Raw genomic sequence first — 17,884 nt, forward strand, 5'->3', positions numbered from 1 at the left:
ACAAATCTATGCATGCAAGCGCAATCAGGTTAACCATGAGATAACAACTGCGCCACTCTTTCTCGGGGATAATAAGAATTTTTATGCCAGGTGGGGCGGATTATCAGTAAAAGCAATTTCCGCCGCCGCCGCCCGGTCTGAAAAGCAAAAAGGCCGAACAGAGTCGGCCTTTTCATTGCTTAACGTGTGCGGATTACTGCACGTTGCGGACGTCAACCCGCAACTCTTTGGGCACTTCAAACACAATGTTTTCTTCCCGCCCTTCCAGCACTCTCGCTTCACCACCGCCCAAGGCCTGCAGGCGACTAATCACGTTCTGAACCAGAATATCGGGAGCCGAAGCGCCCGCCGTTACGCCAACACAATCGACAGAAACCACCCACTCAGGCTGAATGTCCGCCGCATCATCAATCAGATACGCCGCTTTGCCCATGCGCTGGGCCAGCTCGGCCAGGCGATTGGAGTTAGAGGAGTTTTTCGATCCGACTACCAGTACCACATCGGCCTGCTCGGCCATCGCCCGCACGGCTTCCTGACGGTTGGTGGTGGCATAACAAATATCATCTTTACGTGGGCCCACGATTTTCGGGAAGCGAGCGCGCAGCGCATCAATCACTTCCGACGTGTCATCCACCGACAGCGTCGTCTGGGTCATAAAGGACAGGCGGTTGTCATCTTTAACGTCCAGCTTCCAGACGTCCTCCGGCGACTCCACCAGGTACATCCCACCTTTAGGGTTATTGTACTGCCCCATGGTGCCTTCCACTTCTGGATGGCCCGCGTGGCCAATCAGTACCGATTCTTCACCCCGACGGCTGGCGCGGGCCACTTCCATATGCACCTTGGTCACCAGCGGGCAGGTGGCATCAAAGACGGTGAGATCACGCCCTTTTGCTTCATTGCGTACCGCCTGCGAGACGCCGTGGGCAGAGAAAATCAGGATAGCGCCATCAGGCACTTCCGCGATCTGCTCAATAAAGATCGCGCCGCGCTGGCGCAGGCTGTCCACCACGTAGCGGTTATGAACCACTTCGTGCCGGACGTACACCGGCGCACCAAACAGCGTTAGTGCGTTTTCAACAATGCTGATGGCGCGATCTACACCTGCACAAAAACCCCGTGGATTAGCCAGCAGAATTTGCATTGTTCGCCTCCAGTACCGGATCGATATCCAGCACTTCAATATCAAACTGAACGCGGTGGCCTGCCAGCGGATGGTTAAAATCCACGGTGATTGAATCACCGGAAATTTCCCGAATCACGCCCGGCATTTCACTACCGCCCATTCCGGTAAACAGCATGATGGCGCCAATCTCAGGCTCTCCCGTGTCAATAAAATCACGGCGGGAAAAGTACTGGATAAGATCGGGGCTGACGCTACCAAACGCGTCTTCTGGTGCCAGCGTGAATTGATGTTTTTCACCCGGCGTCAATCCCAACAGTGCCTGCTCCAGCGCGCCGGACAGGCTACCGTCGCCGAGACGAAACAGCGCAGGTTTACCGTTGGCACGAGTGGATTCCGCCACTGAGCCGTCTTCCAGCTTCATGACGAAATGCAACAATACCGCGCTGTCGCCCTGTACAGACTCAGTCATGGTTTACCCTTTTTTAACCTGCTTGCTGGAAGGATTGAAAAAGCCCTCCAGCACCACCAACGCGGCCCCGATACAGATGCCGCAGTCAGCGATATTAAATGTAGCAAAGTGCCAGTTACCGACGTAGAAATCGATAAAATCTACCACAAAGCCATGATACGAACGGTCAAACAGATTGCCCACTGCGCCGCCAATGATTAAGGCATAGGCGATATTGGCGATCTTCTGACTGGCGCTGTTGCGGTACATCATGACCAGTAACGACACCACGATCGCCAGGGCAATGCCGGCAAAGAACCAGCGCTGCCAGCCGCCTTTATCCGCGAGGAAGCTGAACGCCGCGCCATAGTTATGCGCATAGAACAGGTTAAGGAACGGCATCAGCGGCTGCGTTTCATGCAGCATCATGTTGTTCATGACCCACTGCTTGCTGACGAAATCAACAACGATAACAACCAGCACCAGCCACAGCCAGCGCAATCCGGTGGAGAAAACAGGTCTACTCATCAGGCAAACTTACGCTCTTCGCCGTTGCCGGCTACGTTGGTGTAACAGCGACCGCACACCGCAGCGTGCTCCGGATTCTGACCGACGTCAGTCGTGTAGTGCCAGCAGCGCGGGCATTTCTCGCCTTCTGCCTTATGCAGGCCGATTTTCAGCCCTTTTACCAGTTCGCTCTGCTGCGCTTCAGCCTCTGCCTCTGCGTAATCAGCGACCTGAGCACCGGAGGTCAACAGCACAAAACGCAGTTCGTTACCTAACGCCTGCAGTTTCGTCGCCAGGTCCGCATCGGCATACAGAGTAACGGACGCTTCCAGCGCGCCACCGATACGTTTGTCGCTACGCGCCTGCTCGATCACCTTGTTCACTTCACCACGTACTTTCAGCAGTTCTGCCCAGTACGCATCGTTCAGCGCTTCGTTTTCTGGCAGACCAAACAGGCCGGTATACCACTCTTCAGTGAAGACATACTTCGCCCGATCGCCTGGCAGATAGCCCCAGATTTCGTCGGCCGTGAAAGACATGATCGGTGCCATCCAGCGTACCAGCGCTTCAACAATGTGCCACAGCGCTGACTGGCAGCTACGGCGGGCCAGGCTGTCGCCTTTCGCTGTGTACTGACGATCTTTAATGATATCCAGGTAGAAGGAGCCCATCTCGATGGAGCAGAACTGCATCAGGCGCTGAATCACTTCGTGGAAATCGTAGTGCTCGTAAGAGGCGATGATATCCGCCTGCGCCGCCTGCGCACGTCCCACCGCCCAGCGATCGACCACCACCATCTCTTCCGGTTTAACCAGATCGGTGGCCGGGTTAAAGCCGCTCAGGTTGGCTAACAGGAAGCGCGCGGTGTTACGAATACGACGATAGGCATCCGCAGAGCGTTTCAGGATTTCATCGGATACCGCCATCTCACCCGAGTAATCGGTAGAAGCAACCCAAAGGCGCAGAATGTCCGCACCCAGCTTGTCCATGACATCCTGGGGTGCAACGGTATTGCCGATGGATTTGGACATCTTGCGGCCCTGACCATCGACGGTAAAGCCGTGCGTCAGTACCTGGCGATAAGGCGCTTTGCCTTTCATCGCGGTCGAGATCATCAGCGACGACATAAACCAGCCACGATGCTGATCGGAACCTTCCAGATACATATCCGGTGTATTGCCACCAAATTCCGGGCGGGCATCCACGACCGAATAGCTGGTGGAACCTGAGTCAAACCAGACGTCCAGCGTGTCCGGCACCTTCACGTAGTGGTCAGCATCGTCGCCCATCAGATCGCGCGGATCGAGATCCCACCATGCCTGGATGCCATCCTGCTCAACGCGCTGCGCCACTTTTTCCATCAGCGCCAGGGTATCCGGATGCAGGGCTTCGGTTTCTTTGTGTACGAACAGCGCCATTGGCACGCCCCAGGTACGCTGGCGGGAAATACACCAGTCAGGCCGGTTGGCAACCATGGACTCAATGCGCGCCTGACCCCAGTCCGGGATCCACTGCACGCCTTTGATCTCCTGCAATGACTGAGCACGCAGGCCTTTCTGATCCATGCTGATAAACCACTGCGGCGTGGCACGGAAGATAATCGGGGTTTTATGGCGCCAGCAGTGTGGGTAGCTGTGCAGCAGTTTTTCAACGTGCAGCAATGCGCCTTTCTCTTTCAGCAGCTCAACGATCATATCATTGGCTTTAAAGACGTTAACGCCGTCGAGTCCCGGATACGTACCCGGCAGGTAGGCACCATCAGGGCCGACCGGGTTAGCCGTTTCCAGACCATATTTCTGACCAATCACGTAGTCATCCGGGCCGTGGCCTGGCGCGGTATGAACAGCCCCCGTACCGGCATCCAGCGTGACGTGCTCACCTAATACGACTTTGGACTGGATCTGCTCAAGCAGAGGATGCTGGAACAGCTGCAATTCCAGGGCCGCGCCCTGACATTCGCCCAGCACGGTCCAGTCGCTGACGCCCGCGCGTTTCATGACGCTCTCAACCAGATCTTTTGCCAGGATCAGGCTACGTCCTGCAATCTGCACCAGCTGATAGGTGAACTCGGGATGCAGTGAAATACCGCGGTTAGCCGGAATGGTCCACGGCGTGGTCGTCCAGATCACCAGCGAAACCGGGCCTTCTGAGGCAGTCACACCGAAGGCTGCGCGCGCCCTGTCCGCATCAACGGCATTGAACATCACATCGATGGAGGGGGAGGTTTTGTCGTAGTATTCCACTTCGGCTTCCGCCAGAGCAGAACGGCAATCCATGCACCAGTGCACCGGCTTGGCGCCTTTGTGCAAGTGGCCATTGCCGATGATTTTACCCAGCGCACGAATGATATTGGCTTCGGTGGTGAAGTCCATGGTGAGGTAAGGACGATCCCAGTCGCCCAGCACGCCCAGGCGAATAAAGTCGGCTTTCTGCCCTTCAACCTGTTCGGCGGCATACTGACGGCAGGCGGCGCGGAATTCGGCGGCGCTGACTTTTTCGCCCGGCTTGCCGATCATCTGCTCAACTTTATGCTCGATAGGCAAACCGTGACAGTCCCAGCCTGGCACATACGGCGAGTCGTAACCTGCCATGCCTTTAGACTTCACAATAATGTCTTTCAGAATCTTGTTAACAGAGTGACCAATATGAATGCTGCCGTTCGCATAAGGAGGGCCATCATGCAGGATAAAGGTTTTTTTCCCTTTCTTGGCTTCGCGGATGATGCCGTACAGGTTGTCATCATACCAACGTTGCAGCATTCCCGGTTCACGCTTGGCCAGATCGCCACGCATGGGGAACCCCGTTTCCGGCAAATTCAGGGTTGATTTATAGTCACTCATCAGATTCTCGATTCCGTTTTTCGCTCAGGTTACAGACCAAAAAATTGTCGGGCCGTTACCGTATCTTTCGCAATTTGCTCTTTCAACGCATCCAGTGAAGCAAAGCGCTGCTCGTTTCGTATTTTCTGCTTCAACACCACATCAATGTGGCGACCATAGAGATCCATATTGATGTCCAACAGGTGAACTTCAAGCTGTTGGCGCAAACCTTTTACCGTCGGGCGGGTGCCGATATTGGCAACGCCAGGCAGGGGTTGTGGCCCCAGCCCATGGACTTCCACCGCATAAACGCCTTTAACCGGCGACACGCAGCGGCGTAAAGGAAGATTAGCCGTAGGGAACCCCAGCGTGCGTCCGAGTGCATCACCGTGCACGACGCGCCCAGAGATACTGAAAGGATGGCCCAGCAGTGACTGCGCCAGCGCTAAGTTGTCCTCGGCCAGTGCCTGACGCACCGCCGTGCTGCTGATGCGCTTACCGCCGTCACAAAAGGTTTCTGTGCTGACCACATCAAAGCCATACTGGGCGCCGGCTTTCTGTAATAGCAGGAAATCCCCCTGGCGACCAGCGCCAAAGCGGAAATCATCCCCGACGGCAAGATAGTTCACGCCCAGCTTGTTCACCAGCAGTTCGCTGATAAAACTCTGCGCCGACAACGCGGCAAAGCGATGGTCAAAACGCACGCACAGCACGGAGTCCACGCCGATTTCTGCCAGATATTTTAGCTTCTCTCGCAAGCGAGTGAGCCTGGCGGGTGCGCTTTCGCCCGCAAACAGTTCAAGCGGCTGGGGTTCAAACACCATCACCATCACTGGCAGGTTACGTTTCCGTCCCTCTTCCAGCAACCGCCCCATCAGCGCCTGATGACCGCGGTGCACACCATCGAAATTACCAATGGTCAAAACGCAGCCGTGATGCTGCGCGTTAAGATTATGAATACCGCGGATAAACTTCATGGCTGACTCAAACCGGTGGAAATCGGCGGATTATACCCTCGAAAGCCGCCAAGGTTAACCCGTGAACACGCCTTTCATGCGTTACAGGCCGTATTTACTGCCTTGCAAAGCCGCTGAGAGAATTTTGTTGCGAAATACTGTATTCAGGGAGCGGAAGCTGGTAGAATCTTGCGCCATCAAATACGTAACCGAGTGTCATACAGGTTATCACTTGTAAACGACGCTTATTTGCACAAATCCATTGACAACAGAAGGTCCAAAAGGCATAGTCCTCGGCCTTTGATTTGTCTCTATCGAACATATTTGGGAGTTGGACCTTGGCTAATATCAAATCAGCTAAGAAACGTGCCGTAACATCTGAGAAACGTCGCAAGCATAACGCAAGCCGTCGCTCTATGATGCGTACCTTCGTTAAGAAAGTATACGCGGCGATCGCTTCAGGCGACAAAGCTGCTGCGCAGAACGCATTTAATGAAATGCAACCAATTGTGGACCGTCAGGCTGCTAAAGGTCTGATCCACAAAAACAAAGCCGCACGTTATAAAGCAAACCTGACTGCACAGATCAACAAACTGGCTTAATCGCCATTTGTTCATCGCTTTGTTGAAAGAACCGGCGCTAAGCCGGTTTTTTTATGCCTGCTGTTTAGCGCCGCCAGGCGACTGTCTCTTCCTGACTTTATCTTCCAGCCCTGCCCTGCCAGACAACCCACCGCCTCTGCACTGCTCTCAACCTGCCGAACAATGCTGCCCCAGGTTCAGGCTCGTAGCGCTCCGGACAGCCTCTCTCACGAGCCCTCCGTCGGGTTATCAGGTCCAGGGTGAACAGAGAAGGTCAATCACGGCGTCCTTGCGAGTTCAGACCGGCCGCAGAGAAACGCGATAACAGCCAGTCAACGCGCAATGTCATCGTGGGTCACAGGCCATATTGAGATGTTGAGATGTTGAGATGTTGAGATGTTGAGATGTTGAGATGTTGAGATGTTGAGATGTTGAGATGTTGAGATGTTGAGATGTTGAGATGTTGAGATGTTGAGATGTTGAGACAGGAAACAGCATTGCTGCAACACCGGATGAACGTGTTGCAGCAATGGATTTTTATCGCAGCTTGATTCGCAATAAGGTGTAACCCAGAACGGCGGAAAGCAACGAACCGCTGAGGATACCCAGCTTAGAGAACGTCACTAACTGCTCGTGGGCAGCGTCAAAGGCCAGCGAACTGATAAATATCGACATGGTAAAGCCAATACCGCACAGCACGCCAATCGCCATGATATCGCGAATAGTCGTGCCGCTCGGCAAGGCTGCCAGCCTCAGCTTCACCGCCAGCCAGCAAAACAGCGTAATCCCCAGCGGCTTACCGATTAACAGGCCCAGGATGATGCCCAGCGGCTCTGGTGACAGCACATCGCCAAAGGTGATACCCGTCAGCGAAATCCCGGCATTCGCAAAGGCAAACAGCGGCAGAATCAGCCAGTTCACCCACGGCATTAATCCGTGTGCCAGATGTTCCGCAGGCGAATGGCCGTCTTTCTCTTCCAGCGGTACAAAGAAGCCCACGATCACGCCCGCCAGCGTAGCATGGACGCCCGATTTCAGCACGGCCGTCCACAGCACTATGCCGACCAGCATATAGATGGCGATATTCCGCACGTTACAGCGGTTCAGCACCGCCAGCACCACGATAGCGCCTGCCGCCACGCTCAGAGACATCACAGACAGATCGCTGGTGTAAAACAGCGCGATGATCACGATGGCACCCAGGTCATCAATAATCGCCAGCGCCATCAGGAATACCTTAAGGGCGGTCGGCACACGGCTGCCAAGCAGGGCAAGGACTCCGAGCGCAAACGCGATATCCGTCGCGGTGGGGATCGCCCAGCCATTTCGGGCAATCTCATCACCGTGGTTAAACAGCAAAAACACCAGTGCCGGTGCCGCCATTCCCCCTAACGCGGCAATCACCGGAAAGATGGCCCGATCGCGGCTGGCGAGTTCGCCTGAGATCAGCTCGCGCTTCACTTCCAGACCAATCAGCAGGAAGAACAGTGCCATCAGGGCGTCGTTGATCCATAGAAGCAGATTTTTACTGATATCCAGTTCGCCGAAGCGAATCTGTACCGGTGTATCCAGCAAAGCCTGGTAGCCCTGGGCGGTGGAAGCGCCATTGGCGAGGATCATAGCGACGACCGCAGCCAGAATGAGCACCATGCCGTTGCTGGCATCGCTCTCAATAAAACTTTTCAGTAAATGCTTAATTCGACGAGGTTTTGACAAAATGCACTCCTCCTGAGCGTAATACAGAATGCTGAGCAGTGTAACGATTCAACGAACCTGATAAAAAGCTTATTTAGTCGCTTTTACATTACGTTAGACTTTTGGCTACAACAGCCCGCGAATGATAACCCGACGGGAGAACCGGATAGCCGTGAAAGGTGCAGAGCTGGTCTGTGCCAGAAACCGTTTCAGCAGTGCAGGACGCAAAAAAAAGCGGAGAGTTTCCTCTCCGCTTTCATCGGGTCTGACGTCAGTAACGCGATTAACGCGTCAGGTCGTCGAAGAATTTCTTCACGCCGTCGAAGAAGCTTTTGGAGCGCGGACTGTTATGCTCGCCGCTGGGCCCACCAAAGCTCTCTTCCAGCTCACGCAGCAACGCTTTCTGCTTGTCGTTCAGGCTGACTGGCGTTTCCACCACCACACGACACAGCAGATCGCCTACCGCACCGCCGCGCACCGACTTCACACCACGCCCGCGCATGCGGAACAGCTTGCCGGTCTGGGTTTCTGCCGGGACTTTCAGCTTCACGCGACCGTCCAGCGTCGGCACTTCAATCTCGCCACCCAGGGCGGCCATCGCGAAGTTAATCGGTACTTCGCAGTAGAGGTTGTTCTCTTCACGCTCGAAGATCGGGTGTTTTTTCACCGACACCTGCACGTACAGATCGCCCGCAGGTGCGCCCTGCTCACCGGCTTCACCTTCGCCGCTCAGACGAATACGGTCGCCCGTATCCACACCGGCAGGAATTTTTACCGACAGGGTTTTCGATTTCTCTACGCGACCGTGCCCGTGACAGGCATTGCACGGATCTTTAATCACCGAGCCGCGACCGTGACAGGTCGGACAAGCCTGCTGTACGGTGAAGAAGCCCTGACGCATCTGTACCTGGCCTGCACCATGACAGGTTGAACAGGTTTGCGGTTTGGTGCCCGCTTTGGCACCGCTGCCGTGGCAAACGTCACACTCTTCCAGCGTCGGTATACGGATCTCTTTGGTCACGCCGCGAACCGCTTCTTCCAGCGTCAGCTCCATGTTGTAGCGCAAATCTGCACCACGGGCTGCGCGCTGACGGCGGCCACCACCAAAGATGTCACCGAAAACGTCGCCAAAGATATCGCTGAAATCTGCACCGCCGCCGCCAAAGCCGCCGCCGCCGTATCCGCCACCGCCCATACCACCTTGTTCAAAGGCAGCATGGCCGTACTGATCGTAGGCCGCACGCTTCTGAGGGTCGGTCAGAATCTCGTAGGCTTCTTTCGCTTCTTTAAATTTGGTTTCAGATTCTTTATCACCGGGATTGCGGTCCGGATGATGTTTCATCGCCAGGCGTTTGTAAGCCTTTTTGATTTCACGCTCGTCTGCAGATTTGGCGACGCCTAAAATCTCGTAGTAATCACTCTTCGCCATTTATTTAGCCCTTAACATGATCGCACGGGCGTGGAGAAAACTCCTACGCCCGTGCTGGTTTCAACGGCTGTCAGGGCAACCGTCGCGCCCGGTCAGGGGCAATTATTTCTTATTGTCTTTCACTTCTTCGAATTCAGCATCAACCACGTCGTCATCTTTCTTCGCTGACGCATCGTGGGCATCCGCTGCACCTGCCTGAGACTGCTGTGCCGCTTCCATCAGCTTGCTGGATACTTCCATCAGCGCCTGCATTTTGGCATCGATCTCTGCTTTATCTTCGCCTTTCAGCGCAGTTTCCAGCGCGCTCAGTGCAGCTTCGATAGGCGCTTTATCATCAGCTGACAGCTTGTCGCCCGCTTCATCCAGCTGCTTACGTGTGCTGTGCGCGATCTGGTCGCCCTGGTTACGGGTCTGCACCAGCTCTTCGAACTTACGGTCAGATTCTGCGTTCGCTTCAGCATCACGAACCATCTTCGCAATCTCGTCCTCGTTCAGGCCGGAAGACGCCTTAATGGTGATCTTCTGCTCTTTACCGCTGTTTTTGTCCTTCGCCGACACGTGCAGGATACCGTCCGCATCGATGTCAAAGGTCACTTCAATCTGCGGCATACCGCGTGGCGCAGCCTGAATGCCGTCCAGGTTAAACTGGCCCAAAGACTTGTTGTCGTTGGCACGCTTGCGTTCACCCTGCAGCACGTGAATCGTTACGGCAGACTGGTTGTCTTCTGCCGTCGAGAACACCTGGCTGTGCTTGGTTGGGATGGTGGTGTTCTTGCTGATCAGCGATGTCATCACGCCACCCATGGTTTCGATACCCAGCGACAGCGGGGTCACGTCCAGCAGCAGAACGTCTTTAACATCACCACCTAACACACCGCCCTGTACCGCAGCACCTACGGCAACCGCTTCGTCCGGGTTCACATCTTTACGTGGCTCTTTACCAAAGAACTCGGTCACTTTCGCCTGAACCAGTGGCATACGTGTCTGACCACCGACCAGGATGACATCGTTGATGTCAGAAACTGACAGTCCGGCGTCCTGCAGTGCCACTTTCAGCGGCTCGATAGAGCGAGCAACCAGATCTTCAACCAGTGATTCCAGTTTAGAACGAGTCACTTTAATGTTCAGGTGCTTAGGACCGGTTGCGTCCGCCGTGATGTACGGCAGGTTAACGTCGGTCTGCTGCGCAGAAGACAGCTCGATCTTCGCTTTCTCTGCCGCTTCTTTCAGGCGCTGCATCGCCAGCGGATCGTTGTGCAGATCGATGCCCTGATCTTTCTTAAATTCCGCGACCAGATAGTTGATCAGACGGCTGTCGAAGTCCTCACCACCCAGGTGGGTATCACCGTTGGTTGCCAGCACTTCAAAGGTTTTCTCGCCATCAACTTCATCGATTTCGATGATAGAGATATCGAATGTACCGCCACCCAGGTCATAAACCGCTATCGTGCGGTTGCCCTGGCCTTTATCCAGACCGTAAGCCAGTGCCGCGGCGGTAGGTTCGTTAATGATACGTTTGACTTCCAGACCTGCGATACGGCCGGCATCTTTGGTCGCCTGACGCTGCGCATCGTTGAAGTAGGCTGGAACAGTGATAACCGCTTCAGTCACTGGCTCACCCAGGAAATCTTCAGCCGTTTTCTTCATCTTTTTCAGGACTTCCGCAGAAATCTGCGGCGGTGCCATTTTCTGGCCTTTCACTTCCAGCCATGCGTCGCCGTTATCGGCACCCACAATTTTGTATGGCATGATTTTGATATCACGCTGCACTTCTTCGTCCTGGAAGCGACGGCCGATCAGGCGCTTAATCGCAAACAGGGTATTCTGCGGGTTGGTGACGGCCTGACGTTTAGCCGGTTGTCCGACCAGAGTTTCCCCATCCTGGGTGTAAGCGATGATCGAAGGCGTGGTGCGATCGCCTTCCGCGTTTTCGAGTACGCGCGCTTTGGTGCCGTCCATGACCGCAACACAAGAGTTGGTTGTACCCAGGTCAATACCAATAATCTTACCCATCTAAACATCTCCCACTTAAATTCGTTGCCAGTTTGGGTTGTGAACCTTTTATGTGGGCAGGTTGTTTACATTCAACCCAACCTCACATGCTTTTTTTTACAACGTTCACAACGCTCGATGACAAGTAAATGGGGTCGCTTAGAAGCGCATCAAGGGTTAAATGAAAAAAAATTTTCAGTCCCTGTCAGACCAGGATCAAAGACGGCTATGAATACGCTGACTATTATGCGGCTCGCCGCGCTTATTCTGCATTGAGGCGGGCAGCGCCTTTTACGCTAACAACACCGCTGAGGAACGATGACAACGACAACACTGGCCAATCCTGCCCCCCTGGGGTTGATGGGATTCGGCATGACAACGATTTTACTGAATCTACACAATACGGGCCTGTTTGCCATGGATGTGACCATTTTAGCGATGGGCATGTTTTATGGTGGGATTGCGCAGGTGCTGGCCGGACTGCTGGCGTTTAAAAAGAATAATACGTTTGGACTGACGGCCTTTACCTCTTACGGCATGTTCTGGCTGAGTTTTGTGGCTATTCAGTTACTGCCTGAAATGGGGCTGGCGAAACCGGCCAATGAGACCTTTTTAGGCGCCTGGCTAGGACTGTGGGGCCTGTTTACCCTGTTTATGTTCTTTGGCACGCTGCGGAGCGCAACGATGCTGCAGTTTGTTTTCGGCTCGCTGGCGTTGTTGTTCCTGTTACTGGCGACGGGTCACCTGGCGCATCTTCCCGCGCTGATCCCCTGCGCAGGCTGGGTCGGGTTGGTGTGCGGTGCCAGCGCCTGTTACCTGGCCATAGGTGAAGTGCTAAACGAAACCTTCGGACGGATCGTTCTGCCCATCGGCGCGTAAGCAAATGGTCGAGGCAGCACGCGGAGCCCGGCTCCGCGTGCGTGTTTATGCCTGTTTTATCCCGTCACACAGATTCGGCTCATGGCTGATATCCTGTCTGAGCCAGAGACCGGTCAGCAACCCGACCAGCGCAAGCGTCATGACATACCAGCCGGGTGCCATGGTGGAAACGTTCATCAGCAGCGTCACGCAAATCGGCGTCAGGCCACCAAATACCGCATAAGAAAGATTATAAGAGAACGACAAGCCGGTGAAACGCACCTCAGCAGGGAACGCACGTACCATCACAAAGGGCACAATCCCCACGACGCCCACGCTAAAACCCACCAGCCCATAGAGCTGAAACAGGTAATCAGGATACTGAGGCGCGAGGGAATAGAACATCCCGCTACACAATGCCAGCAGCACGCTACCGAGGCTCAACGTCCGACTGGCGCCAAAACGGTCCACCAACAGCCCGGCAACGATGCACCCGATACATAACATGATAATCGCGATGCTGTTGGCCTTTAAGGTGAGCGCCGGGGCCATACCATGCTGTTTCTGCAGCCAGACCGGCGCCATTAAAATCACCACCACGATGCAGGCAGACAGCATCCAGGTCAGCAGAATCGAAATCACGACCGATTTTTGGTGTTTAAGGATTACGGTTTTCAGCGGCAGCTCCTGCGCCAGCGTTTTACGCTGCTGCATTTCAATGAAAACCGGCGTTTCATGTAGCCAGCGGCGAAGATACATCGCCCCCAGGCCAAACAATCCGCCCAGGAAAAAAGGAATGCGCCAGCCGCCATCATGAATGGCCTGCTGGGTCATGGTGGTATTAATTAAGGTTGCCACGACCGACCCTAACAGGATGCCGATAGTGAGTCCGGCGGTCAGCGTGCCGCAGGCGATACCAATACGTTTGTAGGGCACGTGCTCCGCCACAAAAACCCATGCGCCCGGGACTTCCCCACCAATCGCCGCGCCCTGTAGCATGCGCATCAGCAGCATTAACAGGGGGGCCGCCAGGCCAATCGCGTCCCAGCCAGGCAGTGCGCCCATAGCCAACGTGGGCAGCGCCATCAACAAAATACTCAGGCTGAACATTTTTTTGCGACCCACTTTATCGCCAAAGTGGGCCATGATGATGCCGCCCAGCGGACGCGCCAGGTAGCCCGCTGCAAAAATGGCGAACGTCTGGAGCTGGCGGAGCCATTCAGGAATATCGCTGGGGAAGAAAATCTCGCCGATCACGGCAGCGAAAAAGACGAAAATAATGAAGTCGTAAAATTCCAGCGCGCCACCCAGCGCCGCGAGTGCCAGCGTTTTGTAATCCTGGGGTTTCAGGCGCGGTGTCTCAAGTGTGGTCATAAGCGTCCAGAGAAAGTGAAAACAGTTGTAAAGATTCGCTTACTATACCGTCAATTTATCACCACACCAGCGAGCCTGTAGCTTATTCCTGAAAAGCAAAATATTTAGTTATTTATCTCACGTATCGCGCTTTTGGGGCGAAAAGCTGCTACCACATCCGCGTGCGTCTCCACGTAAGGGCCTTCCAGAAGCTGTAAACAATAAGGTACAGCCGCAAAGATGCCCGGAACGTTTATCTTGCCCTGGTCGTCTTTCAGGCCTTCCAGGGTTTCCCTGATGGACTTCGGCTGGCCGGGCAGATTGAGAATGAGCGACTGTTTACGGATCACCCCTACCTGACGCGACAGAATGGCCGTCGGCACAAACTGCAGGCTGATTTGCCGCATTTGCTCACCAAACCCCGGCATCTCGCGATCGGCAACGGCCAGCGTGGCATCGGGCGTAACATCACGCCGGGCTGGGCCTGTCCCTCCGGTGGTCAATACCAGGTGGCAAAAACGCTCATCGACCAGCTCGCAAATCGTCTGTTCTATCATGGGCTGTTCATCGGGCACCAGGCGCGTTTCCACTTCAAAGGGCGTGCTGATCGCGCTGTTCAGCCAGGCTTCCAGGGCAGGGATCCCCTGATCCTGATAAATCCCGTTCGCGGCGCGATCGGAAACCGAGATCAATCCGATACGTAATGTGTTCATGATGATATTCGCTGTGATTTACCGCAGTGCGGTGCATGGGGAAGGAGGTACTAAGAAGAATAACAAACGGTGGCGGAAAGGGAAAACCGTGGCGACAGCGCCGCCACGGTAAAACGATTACAGCATTTCTGCCAGCATCTTCTCAAGCTTGCCCTGGTCGATGGCAAAATTACGAATGCCTTCGGCCAGCTTGGTCACAGCCATAGGATCCTGATTGTGCTGCCACAGGAACTCGGATTCTGTCATCTTAGCCGGACGCGCTTTAACTTCACCCTTGTAGCTCAGCTTACGCTCCAGTGTGCCTTCACTCTCCGCCAGCTCTTTCAGCAGCGCAGGCGAAATGGTCAGACGGTCACAACCGGCCAGTTCGATGATCTCACCGACGTTACGGAAGCTGGCGCCCATCACAACGGTTTCGTAACCGTGCTGCTTGTAGTAATCGTAGATTTCAGACACGGACACCACGCCAGGATCTTCGTGTGGCGCGTACTCTTTCTTATCCGTGTTCGCTTTGTACCAGTCGAGGATACGGCCAACAAACGGCGAAATCAGGTAAACACCCGCTTCAGCACAGGCACGCGCCTGAGCGAAGGAGAACAGCAGGGTCAGGTTACAGTTGATACCTTCTTTTTCCAGCTGCTCTGCTGCACGAATGCCCTGCCAGGTGGAGGCCAGTTTGATCAGGATACGATCGTTGCTGATACCGGCATCGTTGTACAATTTAATCAGGCTGCGAGCTTTGGCAATGCTGGCTTCGGTGTCATAAGAAAGGCGAGCATCTACTTCGGTGGAGATACGGCCCGGCACCAGCTTAAGAATTTCCAGACCGATGTTAACGGCCAGCTTGTCGGATACCAGCTGCAGCTGTTGTTCTTTATCGCTGCTCTGCTGACGCGCCCAGGCGATCGCTTCATCAATCAGTTTGCGGTATTCAGGGATTTGAGCAGCATTGAGAATCAGAGAAGGGTTGGTCGTTGCGTCCTGAGGCTGATACAGCTTCATCGCTGCGATATCACCAGTGTCGGCCACTACGGTGGTCAGTTGACGCAGGGAGGTCAGTTTGTCCGTCATGTTTTTTCTCTTAGTTAACTGTCAGGGTGATAAAAGGCTGTTGGGATAATATCACGCGGTAACGGTGGTGCAAGGTCAGGGAATGCCGTTTACGATAGCGCGAACAAATAGGAGTGATTTGCCGATCCTTGCGGCTTTTTTGCTACACTCGCAGGCAACAATTACAGGCTAACCCCTTAAAAAAAGGGACTCATTGAGGAAGCGACGATGTTGATGGTGATTTCTCCTGCCAAGACGCTGGATTATGAAAGCCCCCTGACGACGCAGCGTTTTACCCAGCCCGCGCTGTTAGAAAAGTCACAACAGCTGATTGAAATTGCGCGTAAGCTCTCGCCGGCACAGGTCGCTTCACTGATGAGCATTAGCGACAAGCTGGCACACTTAAACGCTGACCGCTTTAACAGCTGGCAGCCGGATTTCAATCTGAAGAATGCCCGTCAGGCTATTCTGGCGTTTAAAGGTGATGTCTATACCGGTTTACAGGCTGAGACGTTTAGCGAGCAAGATTTCGACTTTGCCCAGCAGCATCTGCGTATGCTGTCCGGACTTTACGGCCTGCTGCGGCCGCTGGATTTAATGCAGCCCTATCGGCTGGAGATGGGCATCAAACTGGCTAACCCGGCCGGTCAGGATCTCTACAGCTTCTGGGGCGATCTGTTAACGGAAAAACTGAACGACGCGTTGGCCAGTCAGGGCGATGACGTGCTGATTAATCTGGCTTCCGATGAGTACTTCAAAGCCATCAAACCCAAGAAACTGCAGGCGCGCCTGATTAAACCGGTCTTTCTGGATGAGAAAAATGGCAAATTCAAAGTGATCAGTTTCTATGCGAAAAAAGCGCGGGGACTGATGAGCCGTTACATCATTCAGAATCGCCTGACGAAGCCAGAGCAGCTTACGCGGTTCGACGTGGATGGCTATGCTTTTGCGGCTGAGGAAAGCCGTGAGAATGAGATGGTGTTTAAACGCGCCGAACAGTAACAACAGCCCGACGCATTAGCCCTGCAAAAGCGATGAGGTGGTCAGCCCACCTCATCCTGACTGACAGAGCATTACTTGAGCAGAAACGCCCGTAGTTGGGCAAAATCTGCGCCCATCTGATGCGACAGCAGGGGCAGATCCGCGCGCTCAGCCAGCTCGGCAGGCAATGCCAGTTTCTGATCCAGAATGCTTTCCACGCTCTCCAGGAACTTAGCCGGATGGGCCGTTCCGAGGAATAAACCAAACTCCCCTTCCTGCAGCTGGTCACGCAACAGACGCCAGGCAATTGCCGCATGCGGCTCAGAGACGTAACCCAGCTTCGCCAGCTCGCGCATCGCTTCACGCGTAACATCGTCCGTTACCGCACCGTAAGCCAGATCGCTCAGACGCCAGGTTTTGCGGCGGAACAGCTCTTCCACACGCGGCCAGTTGTTTGGCTGGCTAACGTCCATAGCATTCGACAGCGTCGCCACGGTGGCGTTAGGCTGCCATTCACCCTTGCCCAGGAAACGTGGCACCGTATCGTTGGCGTTGGTCGCGGCGATAAAGCGTTTAATCGGCAGACCCAGTGATTTCGCCAGCAGGCCGGCCGTTAAATCACCAAAGTTTCCGCTTGGCACGGAGACCACCAGCTGATTACGCTTCTCCTGCGGCAGTTGGGCAACCGCTTCAAAGTAGTAGCAAATCTGCGCCAGCAGGCGGCTGATGTTAATCGAGTTAGCGGAGTTCAGGCCGATCGCCTTTTTCAGCGCCTGATCGTCAAACGCCTGCTTAACCAGCGACTGGCAGGCGTCAAAATCGCCGTCAATCGCAATGGTTTCGATGTTGCCGCCCAGCGTGCAGAACAACTTCTCCTGTAACGGGCTGATTTTCCCCTGCGGATAGAGGATGACAACACGCACATTCTCCATACCGTAAAAGGCGTGAGCCACGGCAGCACCGGTATCGCCGGACGTCGCCGTCAGAATGGTAATTTGCTCATCGGACCCGCTGACGTATGACAGCATCTGCGCCATGAAGCGGCCGCCAAAATCTTTGAACGCCAGCGTCGGGCCGTGGAACAACTCCAGGCAGGCAATGTCGTCGCTGACGGCCTTAACCGGCGCCGGGAAGGTGAACGCAGTTTTCAGGCGTTCAGTCAGGTGCGCTGCCGGGATTTCATCCCCGATATAGGCTGAAAGGATTTTACTGCTGCGGGTAACAAAATCCATTTCCAGCATGGCATCGATGTCGGTCAGTTCAAATTCCGGCAGTTCGAGCGGAAAAAACAGCCCTTGCTGTGAACCCAGACCTTGTTTCACCGCCTGGGCGAAGCTGACCTGCTCGTTATGATCCTTAAGGTTGTAGAGTTTCAT

15 protein-coding genes are annotated in these 17,884 nt (G+C 54.6%); 3 read left to right on the forward strand and 12 right to left on the reverse strand.

Going from position 1 to position 17,884, the window contains the following annotated elements; all coding sequences use genetic code 11:
• Nucleotides 1-193: 193 nt before the first annotated feature.
• From ispH to ribF, 5 genes are read right to left on the reverse strand one after another with little or no spacing between them, the layout of a single operon-like run.
• Nucleotides 194-1,144 carry a 4-hydroxy-3-methylbut-2-enyl diphosphate reductase gene (ispH, locus tag NXS97_RS09755; RefSeq protein ID WP_014592886.1) on the reverse strand — a complete coding sequence of 317 codons (951 nt, stop codon included), beginning with the start codon at nt 1,142-1,144 and terminating at the stop codon, nt 194-196.
• Nucleotides 1,125-1,595 (reverse strand): FKBP-type peptidyl-prolyl cis-trans isomerase, encoded by a 471-nt coding sequence (gene fkpB / locus NXS97_RS09760; protein WP_014592885.1) that lies wholly within the window; start codon nt 1,593-1,595, stop codon nt 1,125-1,127. Before fkpB ends, ispH begins: the two co-directional genes overlap by 20 nt.
• Before the next feature lie 3 nt (nt 1,596-1,598).
• Nucleotides 1,599-2,102, reverse strand: a complete 504-nt coding sequence (gene lspA / locus NXS97_RS09765) for a signal peptidase II (protein ID WP_013024564.1) — start codon at nt 2,100-2,102, stop codon at nt 1,599-1,601.
• Nucleotides 2,102-4,921 carry an isoleucine--tRNA ligase gene (ileS, locus tag NXS97_RS09770; RefSeq protein WP_013024563.1) on the reverse strand — a complete coding sequence of 940 codons (2,820 nt, stop codon included), beginning with the start codon at nt 4,919-4,921 and terminating at the stop codon, nt 2,102-2,104. Before ileS ends, lspA begins: the two co-directional genes overlap by 1 nt.
• Nucleotides 4,922-4,950: 29 nt before the next feature.
• Nucleotides 4,951-5,877, reverse strand: a complete 927-nt coding sequence (ribF, locus tag NXS97_RS09775; protein WP_013024562.1) for a bifunctional riboflavin kinase/FAD synthetase — start codon at nt 5,875-5,877, stop codon at nt 4,951-4,953.
• A 317-nt stretch (nt 5,878-6,194) separates the two neighbouring features.
• On the opposite strand from ribF, the gene rpsT reads away from it, so the two are divergent.
• Nucleotides 6,195-6,458: a 30S ribosomal protein S20 gene (rpsT, locus tag NXS97_RS09780; RefSeq protein ID WP_006117633.1), complete on the forward strand. Its 264-nt coding sequence runs from the start codon at nt 6,195-6,197 to the stop codon at nt 6,456-6,458.
• Nucleotides 6,459-6,974: 516 nt separating this feature from the next.
• Here rpsT and nhaA read toward each other — a convergent pair.
• The 3 genes from nhaA to dnaK form a co-directional block, all read right to left on the reverse strand.
• Nucleotides 6,975-8,153 carry a Na+/H+ antiporter NhaA gene (gene nhaA, locus NXS97_RS09785; protein ID WP_013024560.1) on the reverse strand — a complete coding sequence of 393 codons (1,179 nt, stop codon included), beginning with the start codon at nt 8,151-8,153 and terminating at the stop codon, nt 6,975-6,977.
• 262 nt (nt 8,154-8,415) lie between these two features.
• Nucleotides 8,416-9,561 carry a molecular chaperone DnaJ gene (gene dnaJ / locus NXS97_RS09790; protein ID WP_013024559.1) on the reverse strand — a complete coding sequence of 382 codons (1,146 nt, stop codon included), beginning with the start codon at nt 9,559-9,561 and terminating at the stop codon, nt 8,416-8,418.
• A 102-nt stretch (nt 9,562-9,663) separates the two neighbouring features.
• Nucleotides 9,664-11,574 (reverse strand): molecular chaperone DnaK, encoded by a 1,911-nt coding sequence (gene dnaK / locus NXS97_RS09795; protein ID WP_013024558.1) that lies wholly within the window; start codon nt 11,572-11,574, stop codon nt 9,664-9,666.
• A 297-nt stretch (nt 11,575-11,871) separates the two neighbouring features.
• Here dnaK and NXS97_RS09800 point away from each other — a divergent pair, with 297 nt between their 5' ends.
• Entirely contained in the window at nt 11,872-12,432 is a 561-nt protein-coding gene (locus NXS97_RS09800; RefSeq protein WP_014592880.1) for an acetate uptake transporter, read from the forward strand.
• A gap of 45 nt (nt 12,433-12,477) precedes the next feature.
• On the opposite strand, the gene NXS97_RS09805 is transcribed toward NXS97_RS09800, so the two are convergent.
• The 3 genes from NXS97_RS09805 to tal all read right to left on the reverse strand — a co-directional run bounded on the left by NXS97_RS09805 (nt 12,478) and on the right by tal (nt 15,548).
• Nucleotides 12,478-13,785, reverse strand: a complete 1,308-nt coding sequence (locus tag NXS97_RS09805; RefSeq protein ID WP_013024556.1) for an MFS transporter — start codon at nt 13,783-13,785, stop codon at nt 12,478-12,480.
• 104 nt (nt 13,786-13,889) lie between these two features.
• A complete protein-coding gene (gene mog / locus NXS97_RS09810) occupies nt 13,890-14,477 on the reverse strand; it encodes a molybdopterin adenylyltransferase (protein ID WP_013024555.1) in 588 nt (195 codons plus the stop codon).
• Nucleotides 14,478-14,594: 117 nt separating this feature from the next.
• Nucleotides 14,595-15,548, reverse strand: coding sequence for a transaldolase (gene tal, locus NXS97_RS09815; RefSeq protein WP_013024554.1), 954 nt, complete (start codon nt 15,546-15,548; stop codon nt 14,595-14,597).
• Between the two features lie 207 nt (nt 15,549-15,755).
• On the opposite strand from tal, the gene yaaA reads away from it, so the two are divergent.
• Nucleotides 15,756-16,529 carry a peroxide stress protein YaaA gene (gene yaaA, locus NXS97_RS09820; protein ID WP_014592877.1) on the forward strand — a complete coding sequence of 258 codons (774 nt, stop codon included), beginning with the start codon at nt 15,756-15,758 and terminating at the stop codon, nt 16,527-16,529.
• Nucleotides 16,530-16,600: 71 nt separating this feature from the next.
• On the opposite strand, the gene thrC is transcribed toward yaaA, so the two are convergent.
• Nucleotides 16,601-17,884: a threonine synthase gene (gene thrC / locus NXS97_RS09825; RefSeq protein ID WP_013024552.1), complete on the reverse strand. Its 1,284-nt coding sequence runs from the start codon at nt 17,882-17,884 to the stop codon at nt 16,601-16,603.

This window comes from Pantoea sp. B623 (assembly GCF_024814475.1).
GTDB classification, from domain to species: Bacteria; Pseudomonadota; Gammaproteobacteria; order Enterobacterales; family Enterobacteriaceae; genus Pantoea; species Pantoea ananatis.